Source organism: Mesorhizobium sp. M7A.F.Ca.CA.001.08.2.1 (assembly GCF_003998455.1).
GTDB lineage: Bacteria > Pseudomonadota > Alphaproteobacteria > Rhizobiales > Rhizobiaceae > Mesorhizobium > Mesorhizobium ciceri.
In genome coordinates this window covers 1-16,768 of sequence record NZ_RZPW01000038.1, presented here as the reverse complement: position 1 = coordinate 16,768, position 16,768 = coordinate 1, and the positions used below count along the sequence as shown (strand labels likewise).

General features: G+C 62.0%; 16 protein-coding genes, 1 tRNA gene and 1 pseudogene. 13 read left to right on the top strand and 5 right to left on the bottom strand.

What is annotated here, in order from left to right:
• Positions 1 to 723 (bottom strand): MBL fold metallo-hydrolase (locus EN914_RS04405; protein ID WP_164778653.1); only part of this gene is annotated, 723 nt, incomplete at its 3' end.
• A 117-nt stretch (positions 724 to 840) separates the two neighbouring features.
• Here EN914_RS04405 and EN914_RS04400 point away from each other — a divergent pair.
• The 3 genes from EN914_RS04400 (at position 841) to EN914_RS04390 (ending at position 2,473) form a co-directional block, all read left to right on the top strand.
• Entirely contained in the window at positions 841 to 1,431 is a 591-nt protein-coding gene (locus EN914_RS04400) for a biotin transporter BioY (RefSeq protein ID WP_023808554.1), read from the top strand.
• A 497-nt stretch (positions 1,432 to 1,928) separates the two neighbouring features.
• On the top strand, positions 1,929 to 2,273 hold the full coding sequence (locus EN914_RS04395) for a VOC family protein (RefSeq protein WP_024503642.1): 345 nt from the start codon (positions 1,929 to 1,931) through the stop codon (positions 2,271 to 2,273).
• 125 nt (positions 2,274 to 2,398) lie between these two features.
• Positions 2,399 to 2,473: transfer RNA gene (locus EN914_RS04390), tRNA-Gln, on the top strand.
• Between the two features lie 109 nt (positions 2,474 to 2,582).
• On the opposite strand, the gene EN914_RS04385 is transcribed toward EN914_RS04390, so the two are convergent.
• Positions 2,583 to 3,479: a LysR family transcriptional regulator gene (locus tag EN914_RS04385; protein ID WP_024503641.1), complete on the bottom strand. Its 897-nt coding sequence runs from the start codon at positions 3,477 to 3,479 to the stop codon at positions 2,583 to 2,585.
• Between the two features lie 113 nt (positions 3,480 to 3,592).
• Between EN914_RS04385 and EN914_RS04380 the strand changes: the two genes are divergently transcribed.
• The 3 genes from EN914_RS04380 to EN914_RS04370 all read left to right on the top strand — a co-directional run bounded on the left by EN914_RS04380 (position 3,593) and on the right by EN914_RS04370 (position 6,088).
• Entirely contained in the window at positions 3,593 to 4,471 is an 879-nt protein-coding gene (locus tag EN914_RS04380; RefSeq protein ID WP_024503640.1) for an NmrA/HSCARG family protein, read from the top strand.
• A 263-nt stretch (positions 4,472 to 4,734) separates the two neighbouring features.
• Positions 4,735 to 5,457 carry an alpha/beta hydrolase gene (locus EN914_RS04375; protein ID WP_196815399.1) on the top strand — a complete coding sequence of 241 codons (723 nt, stop codon included), beginning with the start codon at positions 4,735 to 4,737 and terminating at the stop codon, positions 5,455 to 5,457.
• 1 nt (position 5,458) lies between these two features.
• Positions 5,459 to 6,088 carry an SDR family oxidoreductase gene (locus EN914_RS04370; protein ID WP_024503639.1) on the top strand — a complete coding sequence of 210 codons (630 nt, stop codon included), beginning with the start codon at positions 5,459 to 5,461 and terminating at the stop codon, positions 6,086 to 6,088.
• A gap of 7 nt (positions 6,089 to 6,095) precedes the next feature.
• Here EN914_RS04370 and EN914_RS04365 read toward each other — a convergent pair whose 3' ends face one another.
• Positions 6,096 to 7,013 (bottom strand): LysR family transcriptional regulator, encoded by a 918-nt coding sequence (locus tag EN914_RS04365; protein WP_032809833.1) that lies wholly within the window; start codon positions 7,011 to 7,013, stop codon positions 6,096 to 6,098.
• 110 nt (positions 7,014 to 7,123) lie between these two features.
• Between EN914_RS04365 and EN914_RS04360 the strand changes: the two genes are divergently transcribed.
• The 3 genes from EN914_RS04360 (at position 7,124) to EN914_RS04350 (ending at position 8,827) form a co-directional block, all read left to right on the top strand.
• Positions 7,124 to 7,819, top strand: a complete 696-nt coding sequence (locus EN914_RS04360; protein ID WP_024503637.1) for an NADPH-dependent F420 reductase — start codon at positions 7,124 to 7,126, stop codon at positions 7,817 to 7,819.
• A gap of 144 nt (positions 7,820 to 7,963) precedes the next feature.
• Positions 7,964 to 8,212 (top strand): hypothetical protein, encoded by a 249-nt coding sequence (locus EN914_RS04355; RefSeq protein ID WP_024503636.1) that lies wholly within the window; start codon positions 7,964 to 7,966, stop codon positions 8,210 to 8,212.
• A gap of 231 nt (positions 8,213 to 8,443) precedes the next feature.
• The gene (locus EN914_RS04350; RefSeq protein WP_024503635.1) at positions 8,444 to 8,827 is read left to right on the top strand and encodes a hypothetical protein; all 384 of its coding nucleotides are present in this window, start codon (positions 8,444 to 8,446) and stop codon (positions 8,825 to 8,827) included.
• A 41-nt stretch (positions 8,828 to 8,868) separates the two neighbouring features.
• Here the strand turns inward: EN914_RS04350 and EN914_RS04345 are convergent, their stop codons facing one another.
• Entirely contained in the window at positions 8,869 to 10,032 is a 1,164-nt protein-coding gene (locus tag EN914_RS04345; RefSeq protein ID WP_024503634.1) for a serine hydrolase, read from the bottom strand.
• A 34-nt stretch (positions 10,033 to 10,066) separates the two neighbouring features.
• On the opposite strand from EN914_RS04345, the pseudogene EN914_RS04340 reads away from it, so the two are divergent.
• The 3 genes and pseudogenes from EN914_RS04340 to EN914_RS04325 all read left to right on the top strand — a co-directional run bounded on the left by EN914_RS04340 (position 10,067) and on the right by EN914_RS04325 (position 14,342).
• Positions 10,067 to 11,013, top strand: a pseudogene (locus EN914_RS04340) (LysR substrate-binding domain-containing protein).
• Positions 11,014 to 11,210: 197 nt separating this feature from the next.
• Positions 11,211 to 13,301, top strand: coding sequence for a glycosyltransferase family 25 protein (locus EN914_RS04330; protein ID WP_127389010.1), 2,091 nt, complete (start codon positions 11,211 to 11,213; stop codon positions 13,299 to 13,301).
• Positions 13,302 to 13,469: 168 nt separating this feature from the next.
• Entirely contained in the window at positions 13,470 to 14,342 is an 873-nt protein-coding gene (locus tag EN914_RS04325; protein ID WP_024503632.1) for a phytanoyl-CoA dioxygenase family protein, read from the top strand.
• A gap of 86 nt (positions 14,343 to 14,428) precedes the next feature.
• Here the strand turns inward: EN914_RS04325 and EN914_RS04320 are convergent, their stop codons facing one another.
• Positions 14,429 to 15,328, bottom strand: coding sequence for a LysR family transcriptional regulator (locus tag EN914_RS04320; protein WP_013532748.1), 900 nt, complete (start codon positions 15,326 to 15,328; stop codon positions 14,429 to 14,431).
• A 128-nt stretch (positions 15,329 to 15,456) separates the two neighbouring features.
• Here EN914_RS04320 and EN914_RS04315 point away from each other — a divergent pair.
• Positions 15,457 to 16,768 (top strand): ABC transporter substrate-binding protein (locus EN914_RS04315; protein WP_127389009.1); only part of this gene is annotated, 1,312 nt, incomplete at its 3' end.

The following is a 16,768-nucleotide window of genomic DNA, read 5'->3' as shown; positions in this document are numbered from 1 at the left end:
CTGCAGGATGGCGCGCTCGCGCATCTTGCGGTGCGTCTTCAGCCCGCGCATGAAAGCGCGCGGCGCCGTCACCGGCCCGCCATGTCCGGGCAGCAGCAAGCGGTCCTCGCGGTCGATCAGCCGGTCCAGCGAGGCCATGTAATCGGCCATCGCTCCATCCGGCGGGGCGACGATGGAGGTTGCCCAGGCCATGACATGATCGGCCGAAAACAGGATGCCGGTTCCTTCCAGCGCGAACGCCGCATGATTGGCGGTGTGGCCCGGGGTCAGAACCGTCCTGATCGACCAGCCGTCGCCATCGACCGCCTCGCCGTCGGAAAGGGCGATGTCGGGAACGAAAGCCATGTCTGCACTGGCGTCGAGCGCATTGGTCTCGCCGATGTGCAGGGCTCTTGCCGGCCGGTGCGGCCCCTCGGCCAGCACGATGGCGCCGGTGCGCTCTTTCAGCCGGGCCGCCAGCGGGGAGTGGTCGCGATGCGTATGGCTGACGAAGATATGGCTGACCGGCCGGCCTGCGATCACCTCGAGCAGGGTCCGCAGATGCGCCTCGTCATCCGGCCCCGGATCGATCACCGCCAGCGTATCGCGGCCAACAATGTAGCTGTTGGTGCCGTGAAAGGTGAAGGGGCTTGGATTGCGGGCCGTGATGCGCTGGACATCGGGGGCGACGCTCACCCCCTGGCCATAGAGGGGGTCGAAACCGGTATCGAACTTCAGTGCCATGCATCGGTGCCTTGTTTCGGGAAACGGCAAAACCGATTGCCGCATAACACGCAAGCCAATATAGGAGGAGGTGAGGCCGCGAACATCTGATAGCGGCAATCGGATTGGGGAAATACCATGGCAATTGCAACTACGATGCGTCCGCTTGTTTCTCTGGCTCTGCCGCAAAATGGCGCGGCGCGGCTGGCAACGCAGCTTTTCCTGGCCATCGCCGGAACGCTTGTGCTGACCCTGTCGGCCAAGACCAAGGTGATGCTCGGGCCAGTCGACATTTCGATGCAGACGCTGGCCGTGCTGCTGATCGCCGCCGCCTTCGGCATGCGTCTCGGCGTCGCCACCCTGCTGCTCTACATGGCGGAGGGCGCCATGGGCTTCCCCGTCTTCCAGAGCACGCCTGAAAAGGGTCTCGGCATTGCTTACATGCTCGGCTCGACCGGCGGCTATCTCGCCGGCTTCGTGGTCATGGCGGCAATTGTCGGCTGGGCGGCGGATCGCGGCTGGGACCGCCATCCGATCAAGCTTTTCAACGCCATGCTGGTTGGCGAAGTCGTCATGATGGCGATGGGCTTTGCCTGGCTGGCGCTGCTCATCGGTCCGGAAAAGTCGTGGCAGTTCGGCGTCGTGCCGTTCATCGTCGGCGACCTGATCAAGGTGGCTCTCGCGGCAAGCCTGGTGCCGGCCGTCTGGACGCTGCTGAAGCGCGGCTGAAAACTCGCGATCGAGGAAACGGCCAGGGGCAATCAAACCCCTGGCTGGAGCGGCGCGACTGGCGGATTTCGGCCTGATGCCGCCAAGGAGTATCACTCAGGTTTCCGCAAACGGCTTCGGAAACAGCACGTCCATCGTGCACGAGGTGCTGCCTTGAGGCAGCGAACAACCCGCGCGCTATGCCTGCGATGCGCTTGAACGCGAAGGAACTGAACGTTGCCGCCGTGTCGCAACTTACAGTCCGGTTGAAAGACGATCGCCATCTGCCCCTTTGGCCAGCCATACTGGCAAGGCTGCAGGTACGGTTATGGGCCGCCCTTCATTTGCTGGCCAAGGAACATTTTGCAGCAATCCGAAGCTGTTCCTGCCTGAAAGGCGTGAGCTCGACAGAAGCAAGTTATGACGAGGTCGCCGTCACGCCGACGCCAGGATGCGGCAAAAAGACTTGCCATGTCGGGGATTCTGGAGTAGAACATACCATGAACAAAGAGGTGGCTATGAAACTGTCCGGAAAACTCGACTACCTGGAAATGCCGGCTACGGGCGGGACGCTGGACCGGCTGAAGGCCTTCTACAGTGCCGCCTTTGCCTGGTCGTTCACTGACTATGGGCCGACCTATTCGGCCTTTGCCGAAGGCCTGGACGGGGGTTTTCAAGCCGACGCCGCCGAAGCGCCATCAAAGCCGCTGCCGGTGCTCTACAGCAGGGATCTGGAGGCGACCCTCGACGCTGTCGAAAACGCCGGCGGCACGGTCGTCAAGCCGATCTTCGCGTTCCCTGGCGGCCGCCGTTTCCACTTTGCCGATCCGGCCGGCAACGAGATGGCGGTGTGGTCCGAATAGCCAGATCGTGCCCTCTGCGGCGTTGCTTTTGCTGCCCAAACAGGCGTTCTCACCACCCTTCATGGGCATTGTGCTTTTTGGCTGCTCTGCTAATAACGCGCCGCACAAGCGACTCTGACGGCAATTGGGGCGTCGCCAAGTGGTAAGGCATCGGTTTTTGGTACCGACATTCCCAGGTTCGAATCCTGGCGCCCCAGCCAAACTGGATCCCTGTGGATAGTTTCCCCTTGATGGCGCACCAACGGTGCGACTGTATATCCAGTGCCACCTCTTTCTCCAACGCCGATGGGCGGTAGCATGGGTTCTTGTTCAGAGCGCAGGAACGAGAACGTTCGTAGAAAACGCCCTCTCCATCACATCCAGGAAAGCGCGAACCTTCGCACCGACAAGACGCCGCGAGCTTTGCAGCGCCCAGATTTCGACAGACGGACCGGCGTGGGTCCCCCAGCAAACGAGCCGACCCGCCTCGATATCGCCCGCGACAAGAAGCTTCGGAAGCAATGCCGCTCCCGCACCTGCGAGAACGGCCTCGCGCACCATCAGCAGGGAAGAGAAGCGCAGGATGGGCTCGGGTTTGAAAAGGACTTCGTCCTCAACACCGGATTTCATGCGCCAAACAACGTTCAGCGAAGTCGCGCTCAGCAAGACCGCCTTTACGGGAGCCGGTTCACCGCCCGGCGCCGGCTGAGGGAGCGGCATGTCCGGTGGGGCGACAATCAGGCGCTCGTCATTGAGAAAACGGCGACCGATGAGCCGTTCATCCGGTGAAGGATCGATTCGGATAACAAGGTCATAGCCTTCCTCGACCGGATCGACCTTGCGATCCTCGGCAACGATCTCAAGCTTGACCTCGGGATAGGCGAGAGCGAAACGGGTGCCGATCCTGGGAAGCGCCACATGCGCGAAAACCACGGGAGCGCTCACCCGCAGCCTGCCTCTCGGGGTGGACGCACCCAAGACGATCGCCTCCCCGGCTTCCGCGATTTCCGACAGCAATCCATCGGTGCGCTCGTGAAGCGCCCGCCCTTCGTCTGTCAGCCGCAAACTTTGGGATCCACGCTCGATCAGCCTCACGCCAAGGCTATGTTCGAGTTCGCTCACATGGCGCGACAATGTCGCCTTGGATCGCCCGGAGAGGCGACCGGCTCGGCCGAAACCGCCATGGGTGGCAACGAGGTTGAAGTCCGCCAGAGCTTCGAGATCCATAGGATGGGTGTTCCAATATCGAGACAGGCTGTCCCGAACATGGCATCTTCTACTCATGATTGGAACGCGTATCTTTCTCTCGACACGCACAAACATCATAAGGAGTTTTCACAATGGCTATTTTGGTAACCGGCAGCACCGGGACGATCGGCTCCCAAGTCCTGGCCCACCCGCAGGGACGCAACGTCGAGATCCGCGCCTTGACTCGCTCGCCTGAGACGGCACAACTGCCATCAGGTGTAAAGGCGGTGCGCGGTGATCTCGCCGACCCGGATTCGCTACGATCCGCGCTGGAAGGCGTCAGCACATTGTTCCTGCTCGCCCCGAATGTCGCGGACGAATTGACCCAGGCCATGCTTGCGCTGACGGTGGCTCGCGAGGCCGGCGTCAAGGGCATCGTCTATCTCTCGGTATTCGGCGGCGAGCCCTATGCCGACGTTCCGCATTTCGCGGGCAAGTACACGGTCGAGCGGATGATCGAGGCGCTCGACCTGCCGGCGACAGTTCTGCGTCCCGCCTATTTCATCCAGAACGATCTTCGTCAGAAGGACGTGCTTCTGAAGGCCGGCGTCTATGGCGCGCCGATCGGCGCGAAGGGTATCTCGATGGTCGATATCAGAGATATCGGCGAGGCCGCCGCGATCGAGCTGGTTCGCCGTGAGCAGGCAGCGACGCCGCTCGGCCGCGAGACCTATGCGTTGGTCGGTCCGGACAGCCTGACCGGCGAAGGTATCGCCACCATCTGGAGCGAAGCCCTCGGCCGCGCGATCCGCCATGGCGGCGATGATCTTGTCGTGATGGAGCAGCGCATGAAGACCATGCTGCCCGCCTGGCACGCGCTCGACCTGCGCCTGATGTTCAGCCGGTATCAGACAGAAGGCGCGGTGGCGACCCCTGACGACATCGAGCGCTTGACCAAACTGCTCGGCCACGCCCCCCGCTCCTATTCCGCTTTTGCCAGGGATGCCGCGGCGCAGTGGGCGAAGGGCTGAACCTGCATCCCTACCCCCAACCAAGGAGACCAAACAATGACGACGATCCAACCTCTCTTGCCTGAAGATGCACCGGCCGTGACCGCGATGCGACAGGCCGCTTCGGCCCACAAGGGCGAGCCGATGGGCCCTGACGCGCGGCCGATATTCGACGCCATGTTCGCCGCCACACCCGCCGCTGCGGATGTGCGGGTTGAGCCTGCGACGGTCGGGGCATTGCGGGCTTCTGGCTGCGGCTGCCGAACGCACGACCGGGCGCACGCATGCTCTATATTCATGGTGGCGGCTATGTGCTCGGCTCAGCCGAGGCGCTCGCCAATTTCGCGGGCCAGATCGCCGCACGCGTTGGCGCCGATATCTTTGTCCCCGATTACCGGCTCGCGCCCGAGCACCCGTTCCCGGCAGCGATCGACGATGCGGTCGCCGCCTATCGCGGTCTCGTTGCGGAGGGTGCCGAACGGATCGTGGTTGTAGGCGACTCCGCAGGCGGCGGTCTAACGCTGGCGCTGCTGTCGATCCTCGCTGCCGACAAGACAAAGGGCTTGGTGCAACCGGTCGGGGCTGCGGCGATGTCGCCCTGGACCGACCTGGCGCTCACCGGCGACAGCATCGAGACGCGGGCAGAGGCGGATCCGATCTTCACGCGCGGCGTGCTCCAGAGCTTTGCGGACATGTATCTTCAGGGCCAGGATGCCACGAACCCCAAGGCGTCGCCGCTCTATGCGCAGCTCCGCGGCCTGCCGCCGATCCGCATCGACGTCGGCGACGACGAATTGCTGCTCGCCGACTCCATCCGCTACGCCGACCGGGCGCGGGCGGCAGGCGTGGAGGTCACGCTGTCGGTCTGGGAGGGCATGCCGCATGTCTTCCAGTCCTCCCTCGGCCAGTTTCTCGCAGCCGAGCAGTCCGTGAACGCCATCGGTGACTTCATCCGCCAGCGGCTAACCGATTCTTCTCCGTCCATCAGCACGCCTTCGGAGGTTTGACATGAAAATTCTGGTATTAGGCGCCACTGGCGCAACCGGCCGGCTGATTGTGCGCAAGGCCCTCGCAGAGGGTCACGATGTCGTAGCCCTCGTTCGCTCCAAGGCAAAGGCCGAGGACCTCGCCGGAGCCGAGCTCGTCGAAGGCGACGCCCGCGATCCCGCCGCGCTGACCCGCGCCATCGCGGGTTGTGATGCCGTTGTCAGTTCATTGGGCACCGCCATGAGCCCGTTCCGAGAGGTTACCATGCTCTCGACGGCGACGCGCGCGCTGGTCGGCGTCATGGAGCGGCAGAACATCCGTCGTTTGGTGTGCATCACTGGCCTCGGGGCCGGCGACAGCCGCGGCCATGGCGGCTTCTTCTTCGACCGGCTGCTCCTGCCCCTGATGCTGCGGAAGGTCTATGAAGACAAAGATCGCCAGGAAGATGCCATCCGGAGCAGCGCGCTCGACTGGACCATCGTTCGACCGATGGTGCTCAACGACAAGCCGGCGCGCGGCCGCATCAAGGCGGTGACCGACCTTTCAGGCGTACATGGCGGGACGATCGCGCGAGCCGATGTCGCGGATTTCGTCGTTCAGCAACTCACTACGGATACGTGGATGCGCAGATCGCCGCTGATCACTTGGTGAAAGCGCCCTAGCTAGTGCTGTGTCCGTGGCCAGTTGCTTCGCCCAGCTGTTCCACCACCATTTCGATGAAGCTCTTCAGCTTCGGGGTTTGTCGCCGATCAGGGTGGAACAGCAGATGAATTGGACGCGGAGGCGTTTCGTAGTTCGGCAACACTCTGACGAGCCGCCCGGTCGCGAGGTGCGTGCGCACCGCCTCTTCCCCGATGAGCGCCAAGCCGAAACCTGCGAGCGCCGCCTCCAGCAACGAAGCGGGGCTGTTGACCTTGAGACGGCCGTGGACCAGGGCCTTTGAGGTGAGACCGTCCCGTACAAAGAGCCAGTCGCTGAACGTTGGCTCGGGCCAGTTACCGAAGAGCAGGCATTCATGATTGGCCAGATCCGATACGGTCGATGGCATCCCTCGCTCTTTTAGGTATGCAGGCGACCCGCAGGCGATAGTCTGAAAGGGTGCGAGCTCGATCGCTCCGAGGTTGGATTCTCCGAGAGGACCGATCCGGAACACCGCCTCAAACCCGTCGTCGATAAGGTCGACAAAGCGGTCGTTGAGAACCAGGTCGACATCGACACTGGGATGGCTGCTCAAATATCGTGCGACCACAGGTGTCACGCAGTGAGCTCCGAATGAAACCGGCGCGTTGACGCGCAAGAGCCCTCGCGGTTTGCCCCTGGCCTCATCAGCAATTGCATCCGCCCAGTCGACTTCGGCCAGCGCCACTTTGCACCGATCGTAGTAGGACTTGCCGATCACCGTCAGACTTTGCTTTCGGGTTGTGCGATTGAGCAGGCGTGCCCCCAAGCGTGCCTCCAGGTAGGTGACGTGCTTGGCCACCATCTGCGGTGAGATGCCGAGCGCCGATGCCGCCGTTGCAAAGGAGCCGCTTTCTGCCGCCTTCACGAATGCGGCCATGCTGGCGAGACGATCCATTCCACACTCCTGGTTGGGAGAGCCGGTTTCATGACGCCATTTATCGATAAAATGCAAGGGTCCATATAGCTTGTCTGCATTCTCAACCCACATCTTAGAAAGGCACAAACATGAAAATCGGCATTGTTGGCGCTGGCAATATCGGCAGCGCACTCACCCATCTCTTCCGGGCCGCAGGGCACGAGGTCACGATCGCCAATTCGCGCGGACCAGAGTCTTTGGCGGACCTGTCGGCGGAAACCGGCGCGCGGGCAGCTACGATGGAAGATGCTGTCCGCGGCCAGGAGGTCGTGGTCGTCTCCGTTCCTACAAACAAAATCCCTAGTCTGTCCCGCGAACTGTTCGCGTCCACGCCCGCCGACGTCGTCGTCATCGACACGACCAACTACTACCCACAGCAGCGCGATGGTCATCTGGCCGGAATTGAGGACGGGAGCACCGAAAGCGAATGGGTCGAGCAGCACCTTGGGCGTCCGGTGATCAAAGCCTTTAACACGATCGAAGCGACCCATCTCCAGCCGGGCGCCAAGCCGGCGGGCTCCGCGGACCGTATCGCTCTGGCGGTGGCGGGTGATGACGTCCGGACCAAGTCCAAGGCCATGGCGCTGATCGACGGGATCGGCTTCGACGCAGTGGACGCCGGCACTATCGCGGAATCCTGGCGTCAGCAGCCGGGCTCGCCCGGTTATCTCAAGGACTATGGCGTCCAGGGCGTCCGTAGCGCGCTCGCCGAGGCAAACCCCGAACGTCAGCCCGAGTGGCGCGCCACGCCCAACAGCCCCGGCACATACGACTCGCCGGCTTAGACGCCCTTGGTCCGCCACCATCCGCCCCACCACAGATGATCGATATCTGACGACCTCAGGGGGACCTTCGATGTTGTATTCGACTGCCATGGGAGCTTGACCGCCAGGGAAGAGGAGTTCCTTACAAAGCGTTCCGGTGTTGCCGTGGATATCGACCCGACCTTCGGCAATCTGGTCAGATCGATAATTTCATCGCGGCACAGTTTTGTAAGAGGCGTGCCTAGCCTGAGGATACTGCAAAAAATCGTCGACCTGGCCGTCGGCGGGCGGCTGCCGATAACCATCAGCCGTACCGCGCGGCTTTCCGAGGCCATCGCCCTGATCAGCGACCTGGAAGCCGGTAAGCGCGTTCCAGGCAAGGCGGTCATCGTGATGGATCGAGAGAATTGCTGAACGGGCCTTGTTCCGGATAAATTCGGATCAGCGCTGAAGTTTGAAAGGGGCGGCAAGCCTTATCCAGTCTAAGGTCTGGCGGCAAACAATGGCTTCGTACCGCCACAGTTCATCAATTCAGCAAGCCGGGTCGCAGTCACTGAAGCTAGAACGCACCAGTCCTCATTGGCGACACCTCGCCGAACGACGTACGGCCACTTTCGAAATCCCATAACTTCATGGAGAATTCCAATGACGCGAATACTGTTTGTCGGCCAGAAACCAGAAACCGTCGACTTCTCGGACCCGTCCTTGCCGCCCGGCTTCAACGCCGAAAAGATCAATGCCGGGATCGCTTTGGGGGTGGCTAAAATCGAGGAACGGGGCTGGCAGGGTGATACCTGCATGATCACGCCCGATGCCGCCGGATTTACCGCACTCAAAAGAGCGCTGAGCGACGCGACATACGATTGCGTGGTGATCGGTGGCGGCCTCAGGCTGCCGCCCAAGGCCCTACCCTTGTTCGAAACCGTCGTGAACATCATCCACAAGGCGGCGCCCAACGCCGCCATAGCCTTCAACACGAGACCCGAGGACACCGCGGAAGCCGCTGCCCGTCAGCTCCCCATGGGTTGACGGGCGCTCATTTCGGCTGTTCGCCGCGGTGTGAGGCAGAGTTACAAGAGCGGCATCGCGCCCGCGGCCGCGATGCTCTGCGCGAATCTGCCCGACATTCCCTCGTAGGCAGTGTTCGTCATCGAGATGACGGTTCTCTTCCTGGCGAAATCGATACCCCACCAGTTGCCATATGTTCCGCCCCAGGAAACCGATCCTTTGCTCCATTTGCTGCCGGTGGAAGCAGGGTCGATCAGGGCAGCGCCCAGCCAGGAAAAACCCCACCCCGGGCCCATTGCCTGAGCCTCCGCGTCAACTCTTGGCGTCCTCACCGCTTCACGCAGATCCTCGCCCAGGAAAGCGCCGGTGCGATACGCCTCAAGCAAAGTCAGGACGTCGCGCGGACGGCCAGCCATGCCCGCGCCGCCCGATGGCCAGGCTGTCGCGTCCCGAATGCGTTCCGGATCGAAGCGAACGCCGGGGCCCTCGATGTAACGCTGCGGCACCTCGACACCGACGGTCATCCGCATAGGCGCCGATGAACCATCGCGGTAGGGGACGGCAATATCCTCTTGGGGCCAATGAAAAGCGGCACCCAGTTGTAGTGGTTCGGTGACCAGGGCGCTGATCGCGCCGTCAAGCGTCGTGCCGGTGACGGCCTCAATCACGCCGCCCAGCACGTCCGTCGCGATGGAGTAGCGCCAGCCCTCACCGGGAATGCGATCCAACGGCACGCTGGCGATGCGGGCGAGATTTGCTTCGAGTGAGCCCCGGCTCTCATCAAGCCCATCAGACACTCCCGCACGGGCGTAAGGTCCATCGGCAGGTTGCTGGCTGCGGTAGTCCAATCCGGCCGTATGCGCCATCAACTGACCGATTCTGATGTCGGCGACCAAGCCATCGGCGAGACGAGGCGCAAATCCCGGCAGATATTTTGTCACCCTGTCATCAGGCGACAAATGTCGAGCCTCCATCAACTTCAAAGCGGCCATGGTTGTGAAGGCTTTCGTCACGGAAGCGAAGCGGAAGGGCGTCTCGATCTGCATCTGCCTGCCTGTCTCACGGTCAGCAAGGCCCGCCGCCCGCTCGTAAACGATCTTGCCATCTTGGGCGACGAGCACGACGCTACCAGCGATGCGGCCCTCTGCCAGTGCGTCCTCGATCGCAACATCCATGGCGTTTGCCAGGTTGTCCGGCAGTGCCTTCAGGGCCAAATCTTCGGTCATATCTGTAACTCCAAGTTGGAAATATGCCCCCTAGATGCGCCTCCTTGATCGTGAAGTTGAGATGGGCCATGCTTCATGGGTCTTGAAGCAAGAATTGACGATGGGACCCGATTTTTTCTCGCTGCTGCCGGCGTTCCGCATGGTCGCCACGACCGGAGGCTTCACCGCCGCCTCCGGCCGTTTGGGGATAACGCCATCTGCGGTCTCGCAGAAGATTCGCCAGATCGAGGCCCTTGTCGGAGTCCGGCTTTTCGAGCGCACAAGCCGCAGTGTCCGGCTGACCGAGGCGGGCCGCCTCCTGCTTGAAAACACGGACCGAGCGTTCGCCGACATCGCGGACGCACTCGATCGGGTTCGTATGGTTGGAAAGCGGCCGGCAGGAAATTTGCGGATCAACCTGTCACGGCTGGCGGCTCAGGTCTGCATCCTGCCGCGGCTGGCCGCCTTCGTGCGGCACTACCCGGACATCAAGATTGAACTCGCAACCGACGATCGATTGTCCGATATCGTGGCTGGCGGCTTCGATGCCGGCATCCGTTTCCAAGATACATTGGAGATGGATATGATCGCGCGCTCCATCGGTCCACCTCTTCGCCGCTCAGTGCTGGCCTCGCGCTCCTATCTGGAAGCTTCCGGCACCCCCGGCATCCTAACGATCTGCCAGGCCACGACGTTATCCGTTACAGGTTTCCGGGGAGCCAGCGATTGCCGTTGACCTTCAACGTCAACGATCAGGTTGTTCGCCTCGATCCGCCACCGCGCCTGGTGTTCGACGACAATCATCACTTCGACTTTGCCGTTCGCTCGGGCCTGGGTATCGCCCAACTCTACAGAGCGACGGAAATACCGGCTATCGAGGCAGGTGAACTGGTTGAGCTTTTGACAGAATTCGAGCCAGGTCCCGTACAGTTCAAGCTTTACTATCCCACACGCAACCAGCCGCCAAAACTTCGAGCATTCATCGAATGGTTTTGCGGTTAGGTCCGTTGCACCGCAGGAAGCGGGGGACGCAGCGCCGTCGCAGCCTCGGTGGTCGGGCTCATTAACGGCCGGCTCGCACTGTATCTCCCACTGGCAAATTCAGGTCTTGCACATGATCTGGACAGTGTCGCCTTGAACATCTCCTTCTTTCCATACATAGGTCGGCCGGGTGGGTGGCGGCTCAACATGGAACTTCAATGAACCTTCCTATCTTCGCCATCAACCTCGATCGCGAGACCCAGCGCTGGAGCGAATTGCTCGCCAGCGCCGAAGCGGCAGGCCTGACCTTGCAGCGCATTGCCGCCGTCGACGGCCATGCGCTTGCCAAAGAGGCCTGGACGGAGATCGATCTGCCAGCCGCACGCAAGCTGAGCGGGCGCGACATCCTTTCCGGCGAATATGCCTGTTACCGCAGCCATATCCAGGCGCTGGAAACGTTCGTGGCCGGTGGCAGCGCCCATGGCCTGATCGTCGAGGACGACGTCCTCTTCAGCGAAAACACCATGCGGCGCATCGAGGCCATCATCGCGGCGGTGCCGGATTTCGACGTCATCAAACTGGTCAACCATCGCATCAGCTTCTTCATGCGCGCCGTCGAGACGGCGGAAGGCGACGAGATCGGTCGTGCGCTGCATGGCCCGCAAGGCTCGGCCGCCGCCTATCTGGTGACGCGGGAGGGCGCGCAGGGTCTGTTGTCGGCGCTCGCCGTCATGAAAATGCCGTGGGACGTCGCGCTCGAACGCTTTTGGGATACCGGCCTGAAGGTCTATTCCGCCCGCCAAAACGTGCTTGGCTTCGCCGCCAGCAGCGAGATCTCCGGCATAGCCGGTCCCTCGGGAAGCTACAAATCCGCAAGGTTGGGCGGGCCGAGCCGGCTACGTGCCGGGGTGTTGCGGGCCGGTGACGAGCTGCGCCGCCTGCATCACGTCCTGCTGCGGCCCCCTTTGCCGCGAGATACCCTGGACTGTGCCAAGGACAACGCGCCGCGCCACACCTTGCTTCTGTTGCTTGCGGCACTCGCCGTTCTCGCCATGGTTTCCGCGGTGTGGCGCGAGGCAGACACCTACCGCTATGCGGGCCTGGCGCTGGCCCTGGTCGCGGTCATCCGCTGGTTCAGGGTGGATTTGTGGACCTACAGCAAACCACTGATCGGTTGGGTCGGCTTCCTGTGTCTGGGCTGGTCGCTCTATGTCTTCATCCGACTGGCGATCGTCTATTTCGGCACCCACCAGTTGGGTGGCGCCGAAGGCATTTACATGTTTCCGCTGTTCTATGCGACGACCGGATTCGCCTTTCTGCTGTTTGTCAGGCAGCCCGCACGGCTGGTCCTCTGGTTCATGATCCTCAGTCTTGTCTTCCTGGCGGCGGACACCGCCTGTTCGAACATGTTTCAGGATATCCAACCGGCCCCGTGGCTTTTCAACAATCCCATCCACGCGTCGGTGGCGGCCGGTTTCATCTTCCTCTGCACGCTGCAATTCATGGCTTACACGGCCCAGAGAACGGACCTCGGGAAAGCAACCAAGAACCTTTATTGGGCGCTGTCGACAGCCGTCCTGCTGCTTGCCGTCGTCAATATCATCGAGATGCGGTCAAAGGGCGTGTGGCTTGCGCTTGCGCTTGCGCTGCTCCTGTTGACGGTCATGACCCTGGCGAGAGGCCATCGCCGCGAACTGTTGGTTTCGGGTGGCGTGCTGGCGATCGTGGCGGCCGGCATTGTCGCAACACACAACATCTTCTCGTCCACCGCCGGCGACACCATGACCTTCGTCAATACCCTGGTTCCGGATGTGTTCAGGCATGGCGTCCTTCCCGCATTCGACCGCGCCATCGCGAGCGATGCGGTTCCGCTTGCAGCCAAGGAAAGGCTGATGCTGTGGGCGGATGCGATCGATATCTGGAAACGCCACCCGATCTTCGAAGCCAGTTCCAGCTGGCTGACCGAGTGGGAGAACAGAACCTATCATCCCATGATCTTAAACGTCTTCCACAATGGTTATCTGGAAATTGCCGTGCGCTATGGTCTGGTCGGACTGGCGTTCTTTGCCTTTCTCTACACCTGGTCGGCCAGGCAGGTTCTGCTGGCCATGCGAGCCAAGCTTGTCGCTCCGGCCGCATGGTCCTGCTACATCTCCACACTGGTTTTCTTCGCCCTCAGCATCCTTACCAATTCCAACAACCGGCTGGCCATGGGTGAGGCCTTCATGTGGTTTGCCGCGGCGTTCGGCTTCTATTGTTTTTATGTTCGCCAGCAGAAGAACCTTGTCGCGCCGCGAACCTATTTTTAGGGCCTAACGGCGCAGCACGTATCTGATCAGCCGGTTGCGGCCAATGCACCTTTGAGGCCCCGCTCAATTTCCCGATAATCGGGAAAGTCGATGCCAAAATCCACGGCTTATCGCCGGCAACCCGTTTGTTACGATCGACACAGATCACAGACGGGGGTTGTCACGGATATGCTGACGGACAGGCAGGCACGCGAAGCGGTGGAGCAGTACCGCGAGGAAGGATATGCGGTCGTTCGACAATTCGTCGACGGCGACGAGATGATCCGGCTGAAGAAGGAAACCGATGCGGTCTATGCCGAAGGCCTCAAGCATCACGCCACCTTCCGGCACGGCAACCTGAATTTCCAGATCCTGCCTGAATCGGACTTTGGCCAACGCTATGTGCTGCAGGCTTACTGGTTTTCCTGGATCAATTCCTATTTCGAGCAATTCCGCCGCAATCCCGACTATCTGAAGCTGCTCGAGGGTCTGATCGGCCGCGACATAAAACAGATCGCCCAACAGCTGCACTGGAAGCCGCCCGGCGCCAATGTCACGGGTTATCGCTTCCACCAGGATCTGCGCTTTCGTAACCAGGCCGCCTTCGACAATGTCGCCGACGCCACCGTGACAACAGGCCTCGCGGTCGATCGGGCGACGCTGGACAATGGCTGCCTTCAGGTCGTGCCCGGCAGCCACAAGCTCGGCTATCTCGGCCTGTCGGACGAGGGAACCGGCGAGCTGATGAAGGGTCTGACCGCCGAAGAAGAGTTGCGCAAGGTCGGCATCGACCCGGCGACCATCGTTCCGCTGGTGCTGGAGCCGGGCGATCTTGCTTTATGGGGGCTGCTCACCGTGCACGGCTCCTCGCCCAATAGGTCACAGCACGACCGCGCCTTTGCACTGTCCAGCTATGTGCGGGCGGATACGACGCAACGTGGCGAATGGGCGTTCAGGGACGGTGTTTCGGTGCCGCTCGGCAAGACGCCGGCACTGTGCAAATACGAAAAGCTCTTCGAGGAGCCGGGACCGATGTACGACACCACCGCCTGGTGGAAATGACGCTGCCGCGTCGGGCGACGGGGGCAGCAGGAGCCTGGCGTTCGCGCCAGGCCCCTGACGGCGTTGGCCGGCAATCGGGCAGCATTTCAGGCGGTGAAGTCGGCCGACAGTTCGCGGATCAGGAAATCGACGAACGCGCGCACCTTGGCCGCAATATAGGTGCGGTGCGGATAGAGTGCGTAGATCGGGCTGGAGCCGGGGCGAAACTCATCCAGCTGCACTTCCAGCCGGCCGTCGCTGATCGCAGCATCGACCAGCAGGCTGGGCAGATTGCCGATGCCGAAACCGGCGGTGGTCATCTGGTAGGCGGCCTCGACGCTGTTGGTCGAGATGCGCCCGCCGACAGCCGCATCGAAAGGGCCGTCTGGTCCGATGAAAGGCCATGTGCCAAGCCGCTTGGCGAAATTGCTCAGCACGCAGGAATGGCTTGCCAGCTCATCCGGGTGGACCGGGCGGCCGTTTGTGTCCCAATAATCGGGCGTGGCGCAGACATAGTTGCGAACTTCCCCAAGCCGGCGGGCAATCAAGGCGGAATCGGCCTGACCGCCGAAGCGGATGGCGACATCGTAGCCTTCCTCGACAATGCCGACGACATAACGCGCGGTGAGGTCGAACTCGATCGTGGTGAGCGGGTTCTCTTCGAGGAATTTCGGCACCAGCTTGGTTATGCGCGTGTGGCCCAGAACATTGGAGCAGGAAACCCGGATCAGGCCGCGCGTCTCCTTGTGAAGGCCGCGCGTCGAATCCTGCAGTTCGGAAATGTCGTCGAGCAGGATGCGGGCACGCGGAGCATAGTCGCGGCCCGCCTCTGTGAGGCTGAGGCGCCTTGTGGTGCGATTGATGAGCCGGACGCCGAGGTCGTCTTCCAGTTCCTTGATGGTGCGGCTGACGGCCGTCGTCGACATGTTGAGATCGCGCGCCGCCGCCGACAGGCTGCCCAGCAGGCAGACCCGATCGAACACCCGCATCGCCGTCAGAAGATTCATCTTGCCTTCCCCTCGCCGTCGCGGCCCCGCCGCCATCGGCTGCGTCTTGTAGAAAACAGCGCCCAGCAACGACGCGGCAAGGGCATTCCACCGAATTTGGGCGTAAAATCAACAATGGGAGAACCGATATGACATCCAGACCTCTTCATCCGGCGATCGGCGCATTTGCGAAAGGCGCGAAGAGCGGCGCGCTTGGCCGCCGCGAGTTCCTGGCGTTGGCCAGCGCCTTCGGCGCCAGCACGGCGATTGCCTATGGGCTCATCGGTCAACCGGTCCCGGCGCGGGCCGAGGAAGCCGCCCAACCCAGAAAGGGCGGCGTGCTGCGTGTTGCCATGCAGGTGATGGAGCTGGAAGACCCGCGCAAGTTCAAGGTTTCGCAGATGGGCAACATCGCCATGCAGTTTCTCGAACCGCTGGTGCGCTGGAAGCCGGATTTCACCTTCGAGCCGGTGCTGCTGCAGAGCTGGGAGATCAATGCGGACGCCACGGAATATGTGCTCAAGGTGCGCCCAGGGGTGAAGTGGTCGAACGGCGACGATTTCACCGCCACGGATGTCGCCTTCAACATCACGTGCTGGTGTGAGAAGGATGCCGCCGGCAACTCGATGGCGGGGCGCATGACCGCCCTGATCGATCCCGACACCAAGGTGGCGCGCACTGGTGCCATCGAAGTTCGCGACGACCACACCGTGGTCCTGAAACTGTCGCAGCCCGACATCACCATCATCCCTGCGATGACCGACTACCCGGCATTGATCGTCCACCGCACGTTCAATCCGAAGGCAGCGCCACTGTCGGCCAACCCCGTTTCCACGGGTCCGTTCGAGCTTAAAAAACTCGATGTCGGCGTTGCTGCCTCGGTGCGCAAGCGGCCGGACGGGTCCTGGTGGGGCGGCGAAGTGTTCCTCGACGGCATCGACTGGACCGACTACGGCACCGACTCGGCCGCCACCGTCTCCGCTTTCGAATCCGGTGAGATCGACCTGAACGGCCAGACGCAGTCCTATGACGTCGCCATGCTCGACAGGCTGGGCCTGAAGAAAAGCGAGATCGTCACTGCCGCCACCCTGGTCTCGCGCTGCAACGTCAACGCCAAACCCTATGACGACAAGCGCGTGCGCAACGCCATACAGCTTGCGGTCGATAACGAAGCGGTGCTGCAACTGGGCGCCGACGGCATGGGCATCGTCGCGCAGAACGATCATGTCGGACCGATGCATCCCGAACACGCCGACCTGCCGCCGATCAAACGTGATCCGGCCCGGGCCAGGGCATTGCTCGAGGAAGCCGGCCAGCTCGATTTCGAGTTCGATCTGATCTCGGTCGAAGCCGACTACCGCAAGGAAAGCTCCGATGCCGTCGCCCAGCAGATGCGCGACGCCGGCTTCAAGGTGAAACGCACCGTCATCCCGGAATCGGCGTTCTGGAACGACTGGACGA